The organism is Ferrimonas sp. YIN67 (genome assembly GCF_057219095.1).
Map to the genome: position 1 here is coordinate 123,065 of NZ_JBXVVJ010000002.1, position 15,079 is coordinate 138,143.

The window sequence follows — 15,079 nt, forward strand, 5'->3', positions numbered from 1 at the left end:
TAAGCAGTTTATCAGCCGGGTGTGTCGAGGGTGGTTTGGCCTGGCCAGAAGGGAGGAGACAGAGCAGGCACAGGACGCCAAGGGCGTGCCTGTGCCTTGAGGTTTACAGGGAGAAAATGCCGAGGGCGACGAAGCCCAGGGCGGTTATCAGGATCCCGATCAGCGCATAGGGGATCTGGGTGAAGGCGTGTTGCATGGCGCTGCAGCCACTGCCCTGGGCGGACAGTACGGTGGAGTCAGAGAAGAAGCAGGAGTGGCTGCCGGCCGCCGAGGCGGAGATCAGTGCGCCGATCACCACGGGCAGGGGCGAGCCGACGGCGGCGGCCAGGGGAAAGACGATGGGCATGGCCACGGCAAACAGGCCCCAGGAGGACGCGGTGGCGAACACCAGGGCGGTCATCACCAGAAAGATGATGGCCGGGAACAGTCCCGCAGAGAGATAGGGTGCCACGGTTTCTATGACGTACTGGGTCAGGCCGAGGCGGTCATTGACGTTTTTCAGCATAAAGCCGCCTACCACGGTGGCGATGGGCAGCAGCATGATCTTGATGCCATCGTACACGGCATCGAACATGCCATGGAGGGTCACCAGGTTCTGCAGTCCGTAGAGGACCATGGTAAAGATCAGCGCCACGACGACGCCAGCGAGCAGATCGATGTCGTAGTACCAACTGGCGGCCACCAGCACCACCATGGGCAGGGCAAAGTTCAGCACGCCCAGGGCACCAGTATCTTTGGGGGCTTCACCGGGGCCGAAGCTGATCTCCTCACTGCCCTCGGGGCGCGGCTGTCCCGCTAGGGCTCGGGCTTCGGCCGCTTTCATGGGGCCCAGATCCGGGATCTTGCCCCAGGCCACCAGGGCCACTACGGCCAGGGCAACCCAGCCGTAGATCATGTAGGGAATGGCATCGATGTAGGCCCGCAGGCCGTTGCCGCTGCTGGTGATCTCGTTGGCCTCAAGCAGGGAGCCAAAGAACACGGCCCAGGTGGAGATGGGCACCAGGATGCAGATGGGAGCCGCCGTGGAATCCACCAGGTAGGCCAGTTTCTCCCTGGAGATCCGGTAGTTGTCTGTGATCTTCTTCATCGACGAGGAGATGGCGATGGCGTTGAGGTAGTCATCGATGAACACCAGCAGTCCCAGGGCGACTGTGGTCAGCATGGATTGGCGGCGGCTCTTGATCCGCTTGACCATGGCATTGGAAAAACTCAGTACGCTGCCGCCCTTTTCCAGCAGGGTGATCAGGCCACCCATCAGGCCGCACACCAGGATCAGCCAGGCGATGGTTTCGTCCATCATCACCGACATGGAGAGATCCACCACGCCACCAATCAGCTCGGCGGGTTGCAGCATCAGCAGGCCTGCGGCGGCACCGCAGAACAGTGACTCCACGGTGCGCTGGGTGATCAGGGCAAACACCAGCACCAGCAGGGTGGGGAGCAGGCTGAGCCAGCCGAAGGGAGTGTCCGCCGTGTGGCTCTGGCCGATGGCAACAAAGCCCATCACGGTGGCCAGCATCAGGGCGATGATCGCCCCCCGTGGCAGGGGTAGCTTGATGCCGGCGGGGAGCACGGCGGTGGTATCGGTAGTCATGGCATCGTCCTTTGTTTGTCAGGCTGAATGCAGCATCCAAGTAACTTCAAGCGAGGTGATGTTTTGTTCGAATTCAGCCAGTTCGCTTTGTTTGCATGCCAGGTACAGAGACAGGAACTCCTGTCCCAGGTATTTGGGGAAGATCTCGCTGCGTTTGAGCAGCCAGAGGGCGTCGGACATGCGGATCGGCAGGGCGGCGGCATGATCGGACAGAGGCGGTGGACACTGGTCTGGGCTGAGTTGCCCGGCTTCGAGCAGGCCACAGAGCAGCACGGCGGCCAGCAGGTAGGGGTTGACGTCGGCGCCGGCGATGCGGTGCTCGATGCGCCGGTTTTGCGGATCGCTCACCGGGACGCGCAGGGCGACTCCCCGGTGGTTTTCACCCCAGTCCGCCTGGGTGGGGGTGAGCAGCTCGGCGCTGAATCTCCGGTAGGCGTTGATATTGGGGCAGAGCAGGCCGATGGACTCGGGCATGGCGGCGATCAGTGCGGCGATGCTTTGCGCAAAGAGATCGCTGGCGCTGCCATCGGGATTGGAGAAAAGGTTGTTGCCCTGCGCGTCGATCAGTGAGAGGTGGATATGCATACCGCTGCCCGCCTCCTGGGCAAAGGGCTTGGCCATAAAGGTGGCGTCGAACCCGTGTTTTTGGGCGACTTTGCGGATCAGCCGCTTGGCGTAGATCACCTGATCGCAGGCGGCGAGCAGATCGCCCTGATGGTGGAAGTTGAGTTCGAACTGGCCCGGTGCCGCCTCGGCGACGGCGCCACTGGTGTTGAGGCACTGAGCCTGGGCGAGATCGTTGAGCTCGGCGAGAAACTCGGTGTAGTCATCCAGGTTGTCGATCCTGTGGATGTCACAGAAACTCTCCCTGTCCTCGCTCACCGGATTGATGGGGGGTTGAAGCTCACCCTGCGCGTTGCGTTGGCGGTCCACCAGATAGAACTCCAGCTCCAATGCCACGACCGGGTAGCGTCCCTGCTCGGCCAATTGATCAAGCAGGTTGGCCAGTACGTTGCGGGGCTGAAGGGGACAGGGTTGCAGACCGTTTTCATCCATCATGGTCAGCATCACTTGGCCTATCTCGGGGGAAGCACTGGGGATCAGGGATGGCGTTATGGGGTAACAGATGTGATCCGGCTCGCCGCACTCCTGCCCCAGGCCGGAGTCCTCGACCACCGCGCCTTTAATGCTCAGTGCATTGTTGGAGAGGGGGAGGTATACCCCCTTGGCGAGCTTCTCCGCGTCGTCGATGGCGATCCGCTTGCCCCGGGGAATGGCATTGAGATCGGTGAAGATCAGGTCCAGGAAGCGGATCTCAGGCCAAGACTGTCTAATATAATTAACCCTTTCTCGAAGCTCATCCATGCTGAGTGTTCTCGATTTTGACCGAACGTGTTTTATTTATTTCACAGCCATGGTCAAAAAAGCAAACACCCTCCTGCTGATTTTTTGCACAAGAGATGCTGAATTTGCCTTTAATTTGTGATCTAGATCAATCCCTGCTGGCCTGCAACAGAAGAAAAATCGGTCAAATGGACCGTTTTCAGCAAAAGATACCAAATGTCCGTTAAATGAACTTTTCCCAAGTGTTGCGCCGGTGTTGATTTTATCTTCCATGCCTGCCTAGGATAGTGCTCATTATAGTGAACGGCTGGGGTGGATGATGCAGCAGCAACCGGTGATTGGGATCGTGAGTTGTCGAAAGCGAAACGAAGGTTACGCCATTGCCGCGGTGAACGACTTCTATATACAGGCGGTCCGTGATTTTGGTGGTCTTCCCTGTGTGTTGAGCGCCGGTGATGATGAAGCCGGTGTGCGGCGCCTGCTTGAACGGCTCGATGGCGTGCTCTTGCCCGGCAGTCACTCCAATGTTGCTCCCCATCGATATGGCGCCAGTCACCATGAGGCTCGTCCGGATGAGGGGCGGGACCAACTCGCCTTTACCCTGATCCGCCTGTGCGTCGAGTTGAAGATCCCCCTGCTTGGGATCTGCCGCGGCTTTCAGGAGATCAACGTGGCCCTGGGGGGCACCCTGGATCCCGCCGTTCACCAGCGCGACGGTGCCTTGGACCATCGTGAACCCGCTGATAGCGATTTTGCCGTCAAGTATGCCCATCAGCATCAGGTACGGGTGACACCCGGTGGGCATATCGCTCACTGGTGGCCCGGTATCGACCAGTTTCCGGTCAACTCGCTGCATAACCAAGGGGTGTTGCAACTGGCTCCCGGGTTGCGGATCGAGGCGACCGCCGAGGATGGGTTGATCGAGGCGTTCAGTCTGGCGGATCACCCCTATTTTGTCGGGGTGCAGTGGCACCCCGAGTGGCAGGCCACCGAGTTGCCCTTTTCTCAGCGCCTGTTTCGTCACTTTATCGACTGCGCCGGGCGCCGGGAGGAAGCATGTTAGAGGGTCAGATCGGCAGCAAGATCGCGCAACTGCGCAAACAGCACAGGCTCTCCCAGCGGGAGCTGGCGGAGCAGGCGGACATCACCCACAGCGCCATCTCCGCCATCGAGAACAGCAAGGTCAGCCCTTCGGTAGGATCACTGCACAAAATTGTGCAGGTCTTTGGCCTCTCCCTGGCGGAGTTTTTTACCTTCGATAAGCCTCCCCATGTTTCACGGACCGTGCTGGGTCCCGATGAACTGGTGGAGCTTGGGAATGAGGGAGTCTCCATGAAACTGGTGTGTGACGGTCGGCCCCAGCGTCAGTTGGGGTTCCTGCTGGAGACCTATCAGCCCGGCGCCGACACCGGTGACAAGCGCATTGTCCACGACGGCGAAGAAGCGGGCACTGTGCTGGAGGGGGAGATCACCCTGATCCTAGGGGAAGCCCGGCACACCATTCGGGCCGGTGAAAGCTATCTGTTCGACACCAATATTCCTCACCAATTCATCAATCACAGCCAGGGGGTGTGCCGTATTGTCAGCGCCCACAGCCCTGCCAACTTCTGATCTGGACGCCTCATTATGCCCATAAATAATCAAGCTCAGTGGCACGCCCTGAAACAGCAACTGGTACTGGAAACCCGTGCCTTTGTCGGAGGCGAATATCGCCCGGCCATCAGCGGCGAGACTTTTGCCACCCTTAATCCGGCGGACGGCGAAGTGCTGGGCCAGGTGGCCCGATGCAACGGCGCCGATGCCGACAACGCCGTGGAGTTGGCTCGGGTGGCGTTCGAGCGGGGCGACTGGCGGGGGCAAACCCCGGCCCAGCGCAAGGCGGTGCTGATGCGCCTGGCCGATGGGATCGAGGCCCATGCCGATACTCTGGCGTTGCTGGAAACCCTGGAGACAGGTAAACCCATCGCCCACAGCCGCAGCACGGACATTCCCGGTGCGGCCAGTGCCATCCGCTGGTATGCCGAGGCCATCGACAAGTGCTACGGCGAAGTGGCACCCACCCAGGACGATGTCCACGCCTTTATCAAGCATGAGCCCATAGGCGTAGTCGCCGCCGTGGTGCCCTGGAACTTCCCCCTTTGGTTGGCTTGCTGGAAGTTGGGTCCGGCGCTGGCGGCCGGCAACAGCGTGATCCTCAAACCGTCGGAGAAGTCCTCCCTGACGACAATCTACCTGGGCCAACTGGCCAATGAGGCGGGGATCCCCGCTGGGGTACTGCAGATCCTGCCGGGCTTTGGCCATGAGGTGGGCGAGGCACTGGCCCTGCATATGGATGTGGATTGTCTCACCTTTACCGGCTCCACGGCGGTGGCACGGCGGCTGATGATCTGTGCCGGTGAGTCCAACATGAAACGGATCTGGGCCGAAGCCGGCGGCAAAAACGCCAATATCGTCTTTGCCGATCACAAGAACCTCGATGAGGCGGCGCGCCAGGCCGCGTCGGGCTGTTTCTACAACCAGGGGGAGGTGTGCGTGGCTGCCACCCGTCTGCTGGTGCACGCCAGCATCAAGGAGGCATTCGTCGCCAAGGTGGTGGCCTATGCCGAACAATTTGCCCCCAAGGATCCTCTGGATCCCGATTCCTGCATGGGGGCCCTGATCGATCAGGAGCACAAGAGCAAGGTGCTCGACTACCTGGCCCGGGGGCTGTCGGCGGGCGCGACCCTGCGCTGCGGCGGCGATCTCGAAGGGCCGGGGGCTTTTGTCACCCCCATGATCCTCGACGATGTGGAGAACCATATGGCGGTGGCCAGGGAGGAGATCTTCGGGCCCCTGCTGTGCGTGATCCCTTTTGAAACCGAGGCCGAGGCGGTGGCCATCGCCAACGACTCCCCCTATGGCCTTGGGGCGGCACTGTGGACCAGTGATCTGGATCGGGCCCACCGGGTGGCGTCGCAACTGCGGGCCGGCTCGGTGTGGATCAACAACTATAACGACGGGGATATGACGGTGCCCTTTGGTGGCTACAAGCAAAGTGGTAACGGCCGGGATAAATCCCTGCATGCCCTGGAAAAATTCACGGAAGTTAAGACCACCTGGCTGCGGCTGGGCAGCTACTGACAAGGAGCGCGAGATGACCGAACATGTTCAATCCTATTACGCCGCAAGCGCCAACCGCCGCACTCACTATCCCATGCTGGAGGGAGAGGTGGAGTGTGATGTCTGCATCGTCGGGGCCGGGTTCAGTGGCCTTTCATCGGGCCTGCACCTGGCCGAGCAGGGCTTTAACGTGGTGCTGCTGGAGAGTGCCCGGGTCGGCTTTGGCGCCACCGGGCGCAACGGCGGGCAGGTCGTCAACAGCTACAGCCGCGACGTGGATGTGATCCGCAAACGGTACGACAAGGCCACCGCCGATCTGCTCTGCAGCATGATCTTCGAGGGGGGCGAGATCATTCGCCAGCGCATCGACCAGTACCAGATCGACTGCGCCCACCAAAGCGGTGGGGTGTTTGCGGCCCTGAATCAGAAACAGCTCAAGGAGCTGGCGCAGCAGAAGGCCAACTGGGAAGCCCTGGGCAATGATCAGCTGGAGTTGCTGGATGGCGACGGGATCCGCCAGGTGGTGGGGACCCAGGCCTACGTTGGCGGCCTGCTGGACAAGCGCGGGGGCCATATTCATCCCCTCAACCTGGCACTGGGTGAGGCCGAGGCGATCACGGCCCTGGGTGGACGGATCTTCGAGCAGTCACCGGTCAGCCGTATCGACAAGGGGGCCAACCCTGTGGCCCATACTCAGCACGGCCGGGTCAAAGCCAAGTTCCTCATTCTGGCCGGTAACGCCTACCTGCCCGGTGGCCTGGAGCCTCAGCTGGGATCCAAGGCGATCCCCTGTGGTACCCAGGTGATCACCACAGAGCCCCTCTCCGATGAGTTGGCGAAACAGCTGCTACCGCAAAACTACTGCGTCGAGGATTGTAACTACCTGCTGGATTACTACCGCCTTACCGAAGATCAGCGCCTGCTGTTTGGCGGCGGGGTGGTGTACGGCGCGCGGGAGCCGGCCTCCATTGAGCGCTTGATCCGCCCCAAGATGGAGGCACTGTTTCCCCAGCTCAAGGGGATCGGCATCGACTATCGCTGGACCGGCAACTTCCTGCTGACCTACTCGCGCATGCCCCAGTTTGGCCGGATCGATGACACCGTCTATTACCTGCAGGGCTACTCGGGCCATGGCGTCACCTGCACCCACCTGGCCGGTCGGCTGGTGGCCGAAGCCCTGGCGGGTCAGGCCCGGCGCTTCGATGCTTTTGCCAGCCTGCCCCATCTGCGCTTTCCCGGCGGGCGTCATCTGCAGATCCCATTGACGGCCATTGGGGCCGCCTACTACAGCCTGCGGGACAAGCTGGCCCTGTAACTTCGAAGGATTAAGGACAACCCTATGAGTAAGAACGTGACGTTTGCCTCGGTTCAGTTGGCGATCGGCTGGGATCTGGAGGCCAACCTGGAGAAGGTGGCCAAGGCGGTTGCCGAGGCCGCGGCCCAGGGAGCCCAGGTGGTGGTGCTGCAGGAGCTGTTTGCCGCCCCCTATTTTTGCAAGCAGCAGGAGGCCCGCTATTTTGAGCTGGCGCAGGAACTCGAAAGCAGTCCGCTGATCATGCGGATGAGTGAGCTGGCCCGTCAGCATCAGGTAGTGATCCCGGTGAGCTATTTCGAGAAGGCCGGTAACTGCTTCTTCAACTCTCTGGTGATGATCGACGCCGATGGCACCGTGCTGGAGAACTACCGCAAGTCTCATATTCCCGATGGACCCGGGTACAGCGAGAAGTACTACTTCAGTCCGGGCGACACGGGTTTCAAAGTGTGGCGCACCCGCTACGGTACCTTTGGCGCCGGGATCTGCTGGGACCAATGGTTTCCCGAGCTGGCCCGCAGCCTGGTCCTGGCCGGTGCCGAGGCGATCTTCTATCCCACCGCCATCGGCTCCGAGCCTCAGGATCCTACCCTGGACTCCAAGGACCACTGGCAGCGCACCATGCAGGGCCATGCGGCCGCCAACCTGGTGCCGGTGATCGCCGCCAATCGCACGGGCGTCGAGTGTGACGATGGTATAGAGACCCGATTCTATGGCTCCTCTTTCATCACGGATCATACCGGAGCCAAGCTGGCGGAGGCGGGACGGGAGGAGGAGACCATCCTCTATGCCGAGCTGGATCTCGATGCCACGGCCAAAGCGCGCCATGCCTGGGGCCTGTTCCGGGATCGTCGGCCCGATCTGTATGGTGCGCTGGCGTCATTGACCGGGCAAACCCCAAGCTGATCAAGGAGGCACCATGGAAAGGATCTCAAGCCCCAGGGAGGATGGCTTTATCCTGCCGGCGGAGTTTGCCCCCCAGCAGCATGTCTGGATGGCCTGGCCTGAGCGGCCTGACAACTGGCGGTTGGGCGGAAAACCGGCCCAACAGGCTTTTGCCGCCGTGGCCGAGGCGATCGCCGCCGTGACTCCGATCACCGTGGCGGCCAGCGCCGCCCAGTACCCCTTCGCCCGCCACTGCCTGCCCGATCCGGTGCGGGTGGTGGAGATGAGTTTCGATGATGCCTGGATGCGGGATATCGGCCCCACCAGTGTGGTTAACGGCGAGGGTGAGGTACGGATGATCAGCTGGCAGTTCAATGCCTGGGGTGGCCTGTCCGATGGCCTCTATTTCCCCTGGGATAAGGATGATCAGGTGGCGGCGAAGATCGCCGATCTCATGGGTTTTGATCACTACCAGGCGCCTTTTGTCCTGGAAGGCGGGGCGTTCCACTGTGACGGTGAAGGGACCCTCTACACCACGGAGGAGTGTCTGCTCCACCCCAGCCGCAATCCCCACCTGAGTCGCTCTGAGTTGGAAGCCCACCTCAGGGACTACCTGGGGATCGAACGAGTGATCTGGCTGCCCCGAGGCCTGTTTAACGATGAAACCAACGGCCATGTGGATAACCTGCTCCATGTGATCGCCCCGGCCAGGGTGGTGCTCTCCTGGTGTGACGATCCGGCGGATCCCCAGTACGCCATCTCTCGCCAAGCCCTGGCGGTGTTGGCGGACAGCCGGGATGCGCAGGGCCGCCGCATCGAGGTGATCAAACTGCCGATCCCAGGACCCCTGTACCTGAGTGAAGCGGAAGCGGCGGGGATAGAGCCCAGCGGCGGCATGAAGCGTCAGGCCGGGGAGCGTCTCGGCGGCTCCTACGCCAATTTGTTGATCACCAATGGCCGGGTGCTGCTGCCCCTGCTGGATCCTGTGACCGATCCTCAGGCCCTCGCTCGCGTTCAGGCGGCGATGCCGGATCACCAGGTGGTGGGCGTGCCCGCCCGGGAGATCCTTCTTGGCGGCGGCAACATTCACTGCATTACTCAGCAGATCCCCCGTCCGCAGTGTGCGGATGCAACCCAGTTAGAAGGAATGTCAGGATGAAAGGATTGAACGACCCCAGGCTGCTGCGCACCGACAGCTATATCGACGGCCAGTGGGTGGGATCCGATACCGGTTTTCCCGTCAGCAACCCGGCCAATGGTGAGGTGCTGGCCCAGATCAGCGACGGCGGAAGTGAAGAGGCGATGGCGGCGGTGGAAGCGGCCCAGCGGGCTTTGGCCCAGTGGCGGGCCAGGCCAGCGGCCAGCCGCAGTGCGCTGCTGATGGCCTGGCACGATGAGATCCTGGCGCATCAGGCGGATCTGGCCCTGCTGCTGACCCTGGAGCAGGGCAAGCCGCTGGCGGAGGCGCGGGGCGAGATCGCCTATGGCGCCAGCTACATCAAGTGGTTTGCCGAGGAGGCGGTGCGGATCTACGGGGACACCATCCCGGCTCCCTCCGCCGACAAGCGGCTGCTGGTGGTAAAGCAGCCGGTGGGGGTGGTGGCCTCCATCACGCCCTGGAACTTTCCCAACGCCATGATGGTGCGCAAGGCGGCACCGGCGTTGGCGGCGGGTTGCACTTTCGTGGCCAAGCCGGCGGCGGAGACGCCCCTGTCGGCCCTGGCGGTGGCGGAGCTGGCCCAGCGCGCCGGCATACCTGCCGGGGTGTTCAATGTGGTGGTGGGCAAGCGTTCCCAGGCGATCGGCGAGGTGCTGACGGGCCATCCGGACGTGCGCAAATTCTCCTTTACCGGCTCCACGGCGACCGGTAAGAAGCTGCTGGCCCAGTGCGCCGAGGGGATCAAACGTACCTCCATGGAATTGGGGGGCAATGCGCCCTTTATCGTCATGGATGATGCCGATCTGGACGCTGCGGTGCAGGGGTTGATGGCCGCCAAGTTTCGTAACGCCGGCCAGACCTGTGTCTGTGCCAACCGGATCTTCGTCCAATCAGGAGTGTATGAGGCGTTTGCCGCCCGGCTGACCGATGAGGTGGCGCGTCTCTCCCTGGGCAGTGGGTGCCAGGAGGGGGTGCAGATCGGTCCGCTGATCAACGCCGACGCGGTGGCCAAGGTGGACCAACTGGTGGCGGACTCCCTGGCCGAAGGCGCACAGTTGCGTTACCGAAGTGAGCCTCCGGGTGAGGGCTGTTTCAGCGCGCCCGTGGTGTTGACCGGGGTGAGCAACGCCATGCCGGTGGCCCGGGAGGAGATCTTTGGTCCGGTCGCGGCACTGATCCCCTTTGACAGTGAGCAGGAGGCGATCGCCTTGGCCAATGATTGCGACTATGGATTGGCGGCCTACCTCTACAGCCGGGATCTGGGGCGGGTCTTTCGGATCAGCGAGGCGTTGGAGTACGGCATGGTGGGGATCAACGAAGGGATCCTGTCCAACGCCGCGGCGCCATTTGGCGGTGTCAAGGCCTCGGGCCACGGTCGGGAAGGCTCCAAGTACGGTCTCGATGACTATCTCGATATCAAATATCTCTGCATGGGCGGCCTGGCCGACTAAGGAAGGACAATGAACAATACCCAACTGCAACAGCGCAAGCAGGCGGCCTTTGCCGATGGCATGGCCAACCTCTATCCCCTCTATGTGGCGCGGGCCGACAATGCCACCCTCTGGGACGTGGAGGGCCGGGCCTACATCGATCTGGCGGCGGGGATCGCGGTGACCAATACCGGCCATAGCCATCCCAGGATCACCGAGGCGGTACGCGCCCAGCTTGACCGGTTCAGCCATACCTGTGGCATGGTGGCCCCCTATGAGCCCATGGTCACCCTGGCAGAGCGCCTCAACCGGTTGGCGCCGGGGGAGAGTGAGAAACGCTCTATCCTGGTGACTACCGGGGCCGAAGCGGTGGAGAACGCGGTCAAGATCGCCCGGGCCCACACCGGTCGGGCCGGGGTGATCGCCTTTAACGGCGGCTTCCACGGCCGAACCAACCTGACCATGGGGCTGACCGGTAAGGTGGCGCCCTACAAGGCGGGATTTGGTCCCTTCCCCGGGGAGATCTACCGGGTGCCGTTCCCCATCGGCTATCACGACACCAGCGAGGTCCAGTGTCTGGACGCGTTGCAGCAGCTGTTCCACTGTGATGTGGCCCCCTCCCAGGTGGCTGCCATCATTATCGAGCCGGTGCAGGGGGAGGGCGGTTTCTACCCGGCCCCGGTGAGCTTTATGAAGGCGCTGCGCCGGATCTGTGACCAGCATGGCATCGTGTTGATCTGTGACGAGATCCAGACAGGTTTTGGCCGTACCGGGCGTCTGTTTGCCAGCGAGGCATTTGGCATCGAGCCGGATCTGATCACCCTGGCCAAGGGGTTGGCCGGTGGTTTTCCCCTGGCGGCGGTGACCGGCAAGGCGGAGATCATGAACGCGGCGTTGCCCGGCGGACTGGGCGGCACCTACGCTGGCTCGCCCCTGGGGTGTGTGGCGGCCAATGCGGTGCTTGAGATCATCGAGCAGGAGCAGCTGTGTTCTCGGGCACTGGATATCGGTGAGTACGCCCAGCAGCGTTTGACGGCGCTGCAGCAAGCCTACCCTCAATGCATAGGAGAGGTGCGGGTGATGGGGGCGATGATCGCCATCGAGCTGGTGGAGCAGGGGGATGCGGGCCGGCCCAATGCCGCTTTGACCAAGGCGATACTGGGCAAAGCACTGGATCATGGCGTGATCCTGCTCGCTTGTGGCACCCGGGGTAATGTCCTGCGTCTGCTGCCGCCCCTGACCATTCCCCAGGCGCAGTGGCAGGAGGGATTGGACCGACTGGAGGCGATTTTTGCCGAGTTGGTAACCCCCTGAAGCCGCCAGGCTCGGGGCTTGAACCCTGGTAGAACTGAGTGACAGATCACGTTGCTCCAGGGGGCGTGATCTGTGTCGTGAACCCACCTTGAGATCCACAAAAGAGTGTCTTATAGTGCGCGCATATGCCATTTGTTCCATTCCTCAATGACATGGAACTGAATGAAAGATGGGCTGGCTTGCCCATCTTTAGCGTTTATCCCCCGGCCGTGTTCCTCGGTCGTGATGGCATAGTGGCCAGCACCTTGTCCCCCTACGAGGTGTCGTCGTTGCTCCCGATGGGACAGCGCGCTGGCGGCATTGATCCTGTCCCTGACAGAGCCAAGCCTTTCTATTTTGCGGTATGACCGCTACAACTAGCTGTATGCACCTGCTCGATATTGTGGGTCGCGCCTCTTTTTTACGGCTTGCCACTGCCAAGCTGTTTCCCTTTGCCACGAACGGCCTTTTCTACGCTATCGCTGGAACCCAGAGTCCGGCGAGTACGGAGTATTATCTATGAGTCATACAACAGGTACGTCTGCGGACGTTGAAGAAACACTGATCGTACCGAGCCACTGGTACAGCGACATCGATCTTCCGGTGTTGATGCTCAGTGGTGGCGGCCTGGTCCTGTTTGCGTTGGCGGCCATGTTCGACATCGAATGGGTCAGTGCCACGGTAAACCAGGCATTTGGCGTGTCGGCTCAGTATTTTGGTGCCTATTGGCAGGTATTGCTGTTGGCCACCTTCTTTATTGGCCTCTATATCGCGGCCAGCCGCAGTGGCGAAGCGGTCCTGGGTGGCTTGGGCACTCCGGAGATCAGCACCTTCAAATGGGTGTCGGTGATCATGTGTACCCTGCTGGCCGGCGGGGGCGTATTCTGGGCCGCCGCCGAGCCCATGGCGCACTTTGTTTCTGCGCCTCCCCTCTTTGCCGATGAGGCGGATACCCTAAAAGCGGGCTATAACGCCCTGGCCCAGAGCTTTATGCACTGGGGCTTCCTGGCCTGGGCGATCCTCGGCAGCCTGACCAGTATCGTGTTTGCCCACCTGCACTATGACAAGGGGCTGCCCCTTAAGCCCAGAACCTTGCTCTATCCCGTGTTTGGCCCAAGGATCATGACAAGTTGGGTCGGTGCTGTGGTGGATGCCTGTTGTGTGCTGGCGGTGGTCGCCGGTACCGTTGGCCCCATCGGTTTCCTGGCGCTGCAGGTGGGTTTTGGCCTGGATAAGCTGTTTGCCATCCCCAACACCTTCACCAGTCAGATGGTGATCCTGGTAGGCCTGGTAATGATCTACACCGCCTCCGCCATCAGCGGCGTAACCCGCGGGATCCAGCTGCTCAGCCGTTTTAATATCATCCTGGCCGCCTTCCTGATGATCTACATGCTGCTGTTGGGCCCCACCAGCTTTATCATCAACGGTTATATCCAGGGGATGGGCACCTACATCGACCAGTTTATTCCCATGGCGACCTTCCGCCAGGATGAAGCCTGGCTGGGCTGGTGGACCGTCTTTTTCTGGGGCTGGTTCCTGGGATACGGCCCCCTGATGGCGATGTTCGTCGCCCGGATCTCCAAGGGGCGCACTATCCGTCAGATGGTCCTGTTGATCTCCCTGGTGGCACCTGTGATCACCTGCTTCTGGTTTACCATAGTCGGTGGCAGCGGGATCGCCTTTGAACTGGCCAACCCCGGCGTGATCTCCGAACCCTTTACCGGCATGAACCTGCCTGCGGCCCTGTTGGCCATTACCGAGCAGTTGCCCCTGGGGATGTTGATCTCCGTCCTGTTCCTGGTACTGACCACCATCTTTGTGGCCACCACAGGTGATTCCATGACCTACACCATCTCCATGGTGATGACGGGCTATGATCATCCCCATACCGGGGTTCGGGTGTTCTGGGCGGTGATCATGGGCGTCCTGGCGGCGATCCTGATCTCCATCGGTGCCGGTGGTGTGGGTGCGCTGCAGTCCTTTATCGTGGTGGCGGCGGTGCCGGTATCGCTGATCCTGCTGCCTTCCCTGTGGAACGCCCCGGTCCTGGCGAGAAAGATGTACGACACACAGCAGCGCTGATCGCCTCCGTCTTTCAGGTATGCAGAGAAAACGCGCCGATGGTTTCCATCGGCGCGTTTTGCTTTTCTGGACCCTAAGGTACTCGAACGACGGCTTGGGCTGTCGAAGGGACTGATACCAATGGTATTAGATCTTCCCCCGTTTCTTATCCCGAATAAAGATATGGGTGCCATTACCATTGCCACCGCCCCGTTTCATCTCGAACAGATCGATGGCGGCGAACAGATCACTCAACTTGGTAAAGCCGTAGTTACGGGGATCAAAGGAGGCGTGATTGGAGATATGGCTGCCGATGGGGCCAAGTTGTGCCCAGCCGTCATCGTCCTCCACCGCTTCCACCGCCTGGCGAAGCAGGTTGATAAGCCGTGCATCCCCTTTCAGCTTGGAGGCTGCCTTGGGCGAGGGAGGCGCCTTTTTCGAGGGGCTGGTGTCAGGCTCGTCCAGGTAGAGGAAGCGGGAGCAGCTGTTGACGAAGGGGACTGGGGTTTGCCGGGAGCCAAAACCGAACACCCGCTTACCGTCGGCCAGCGCCCGGGTGACCAGGGGGGTAAAATCACAGTCTGACGAAACCAGGCAGATCAGATCGATCTTGTCGCGGTAGAGTACGTCCATGGCGTCGATCACCAGGGCGATGTCGGTGGCATTCTTGCCCTTAACCAGATCAAACTGCTGAACCGGCTGAATGGCGTGCTCGTGCAGGATCGTTTCCCAACTCATCAGTGCCGGCTTCTTCCAGTTGCCGTAGGCCTTGCGGATCGTCACGACGCCGTATCGCGCCAGCTCGGACAGCACCCGCTCTATCTTGGCCGCCGGTGCGTTATCCGCGTCAATGAAAAGGGCGATGCGCTCCCGATCTGGCATGGTGAACAGTCCTGTTCCTA

Annotated in this window: 13 protein-coding genes; 9 read left to right on the plus strand and 4 right to left on the minus strand. The window is 61.4% G+C overall.

What is annotated here, in order from left to right; all coding sequences use genetic code 11:
* Positions 1–103: 103 nt before the first annotated feature.
* The 3 genes from AC2D8U_RS04250 to AC2D8U_RS04260 are packed head-to-tail and all read right to left on the minus strand — an operon-like array spanning position 104 to position 3,211.
* Positions 104–1,594: a Na+/H+ antiporter NhaC family protein gene (locus AC2D8U_RS04250; protein WP_484617807.1), complete on the minus strand. Its 1,491-nt coding sequence runs from the start codon at positions 1,592–1,594 to the stop codon at positions 104–106.
* 18 nt (positions 1,595–1,612) lie between these two features.
* Positions 1,613–2,959 (minus strand): glutamine synthetase family protein, encoded by a 1,347-nt coding sequence (locus AC2D8U_RS04255; protein WP_484617808.1) that lies wholly within the window; start codon positions 2,957–2,959, stop codon positions 1,613–1,615.
* Between the two features lie 36 nt (positions 2,960–2,995).
* Positions 2,996–3,211, minus strand: coding sequence for a hypothetical protein (locus AC2D8U_RS04260; RefSeq protein ID WP_484617809.1), 216 nt, complete (start codon positions 3,209–3,211; stop codon positions 2,996–2,998).
* Positions 3,212–3,254: 43 nt separating this feature from the next.
* Here AC2D8U_RS04260 and AC2D8U_RS04265 point away from each other — a divergent pair, with 43 nt between their 5' ends.
* The 9 genes from AC2D8U_RS04265 (at position 3,255) to AC2D8U_RS04305 (ending at position 14,198) form a co-directional block, all read left to right on the plus strand.
* The gene (locus AC2D8U_RS04265; protein WP_484617810.1) at positions 3,255–4,001 is read left to right on the plus strand and encodes a gamma-glutamyl-gamma-aminobutyrate hydrolase family protein; all 747 of its coding nucleotides are present in this window, start codon (positions 3,255–3,257) and stop codon (positions 3,999–4,001) included.
* Complete coding sequence (gene puuR, locus AC2D8U_RS04270; protein WP_484617811.1) at positions 3,995–4,549, plus strand: HTH-type transcriptional regulator PuuR; 555 nt, start codon at positions 3,995–3,997, stop codon at positions 4,547–4,549. The genes AC2D8U_RS04265 and puuR overlap by 7 nt, the downstream gene beginning before the upstream one ends.
* 15 nt (positions 4,550–4,564) lie before the next feature.
* The gene (locus tag AC2D8U_RS04275; protein ID WP_484617812.1) at positions 4,565–6,058 is read left to right on the plus strand and encodes an aldehyde dehydrogenase; all 1,494 of its coding nucleotides are present in this window, start codon (positions 4,565–4,567) and stop codon (positions 6,056–6,058) included.
* Positions 6,059–6,071: 13 nt separating this feature from the next.
* Positions 6,072–7,352, plus strand: coding sequence for an NAD(P)/FAD-dependent oxidoreductase (locus AC2D8U_RS04280; protein WP_484617813.1), 1,281 nt, complete (start codon positions 6,072–6,074; stop codon positions 7,350–7,352).
* A gap of 24 nt (positions 7,353–7,376) precedes the next feature.
* Complete coding sequence (gene aguB, locus AC2D8U_RS04285) at positions 7,377–8,255, plus strand: N-carbamoylputrescine amidase (RefSeq protein WP_484617814.1); 879 nt, start codon at positions 7,377–7,379, stop codon at positions 8,253–8,255.
* 13 nt (positions 8,256–8,268) lie between these two features.
* Positions 8,269–9,393 carry an agmatine deiminase gene (aguA, locus tag AC2D8U_RS04290; RefSeq protein ID WP_484617815.1) on the plus strand — a complete coding sequence of 375 codons (1,125 nt, stop codon included), beginning with the start codon at positions 8,269–8,271 and terminating at the stop codon, positions 9,391–9,393.
* Positions 9,390–10,844 carry an NAD-dependent succinate-semialdehyde dehydrogenase gene (locus AC2D8U_RS04295; RefSeq protein WP_484617816.1) on the plus strand — a complete coding sequence of 485 codons (1,455 nt, stop codon included), beginning with the start codon at positions 9,390–9,392 and terminating at the stop codon, positions 10,842–10,844. Before aguA ends, AC2D8U_RS04295 begins: the two co-directional genes overlap by 4 nt.
* Before the next feature lie 9 nt (positions 10,845–10,853).
* The gene (gabT, locus tag AC2D8U_RS04300) at positions 10,854–12,137 is read left to right on the plus strand and encodes a 4-aminobutyrate--2-oxoglutarate transaminase (protein WP_484617817.1); all 1,284 of its coding nucleotides are present in this window, start codon (positions 10,854–10,856) and stop codon (positions 12,135–12,137) included.
* Positions 12,138–12,635: 498 nt separating this feature from the next.
* The gene (locus AC2D8U_RS04305; protein WP_484617818.1) at positions 12,636–14,198 is read left to right on the plus strand and encodes a BCCT family transporter; all 1,563 of its coding nucleotides are present in this window, start codon (positions 12,636–12,638) and stop codon (positions 14,196–14,198) included.
* Between the two features lie 126 nt (positions 14,199–14,324).
* On the opposite strand, the gene AC2D8U_RS04310 is transcribed toward AC2D8U_RS04305, so the two are convergent.
* Positions 14,325–15,059, minus strand: coding sequence for an NYN domain-containing protein (locus AC2D8U_RS04310; RefSeq protein ID WP_484617819.1), 735 nt, complete (start codon positions 15,057–15,059; stop codon positions 14,325–14,327).
* Between the last annotated feature and the right edge of the window lie 20 nt (positions 15,060–15,079).

What these genes read in the sequence shown, in the direction of transcription:
- AC2D8U_RS04250 (WP_484617807.1), bottom strand. Translation starts at nt 1,594, where the DNA reads ATGACTACCGATACCACCGCCGTGCTCCCCGCCGGCATCAAGCTACCC.
- AC2D8U_RS04255 (WP_484617808.1), bottom strand. Translation starts at nt 2,959, where the DNA reads ATGGATGAGCTTCGAGAAAGGGTTAATTATATTAGACAGTCTTGGCCT.
- AC2D8U_RS04260 (WP_484617809.1), bottom strand. Translation starts at nt 3,211, where the DNA reads ATGGAAGATAAAATCAACACCGGCGCAACACTTGGGAAAAGTTCATTT.
- AC2D8U_RS04265 (WP_484617810.1), top strand. Translation starts at nt 3,255, where the DNA reads ATGATGCAGCAGCAACCGGTGATTGGGATCGTGAGTTGTCGAAAGCGA.
- puuR (WP_484617811.1), top strand. Translation starts at nt 3,995, where the DNA reads ATGTTAGAGGGTCAGATCGGCAGCAAGATCGCGCAACTGCGCAAACAG.
- AC2D8U_RS04275 (WP_484617812.1), top strand. Translation starts at nt 4,565, where the DNA reads ATGCCCATAAATAATCAAGCTCAGTGGCACGCCCTGAAACAGCAACTG.
- AC2D8U_RS04280 (WP_484617813.1), top strand. Translation starts at nt 6,072, where the DNA reads ATGACCGAACATGTTCAATCCTATTACGCCGCAAGCGCCAACCGCCGC.
- aguB (WP_484617814.1), top strand. Translation starts at nt 7,377, where the DNA reads ATGAGTAAGAACGTGACGTTTGCCTCGGTTCAGTTGGCGATCGGCTGG.
- aguA (WP_484617815.1), top strand. Translation starts at nt 8,269, where the DNA reads ATGGAAAGGATCTCAAGCCCCAGGGAGGATGGCTTTATCCTGCCGGCG.
- AC2D8U_RS04295 (WP_484617816.1), top strand. Translation starts at nt 9,390, where the DNA reads ATGAAAGGATTGAACGACCCCAGGCTGCTGCGCACCGACAGCTATATC.
- gabT (WP_484617817.1), top strand. Translation starts at nt 10,854, where the DNA reads ATGAACAATACCCAACTGCAACAGCGCAAGCAGGCGGCCTTTGCCGAT.
- AC2D8U_RS04305 (WP_484617818.1), top strand. Translation starts at nt 12,636, where the DNA reads ATGAGTCATACAACAGGTACGTCTGCGGACGTTGAAGAAACACTGATC.
- AC2D8U_RS04310 (WP_484617819.1), bottom strand. Translation starts at nt 15,059, where the DNA reads ATGCCAGATCGGGAGCGCATCGCCCTTTTCATTGACGCGGATAACGCA.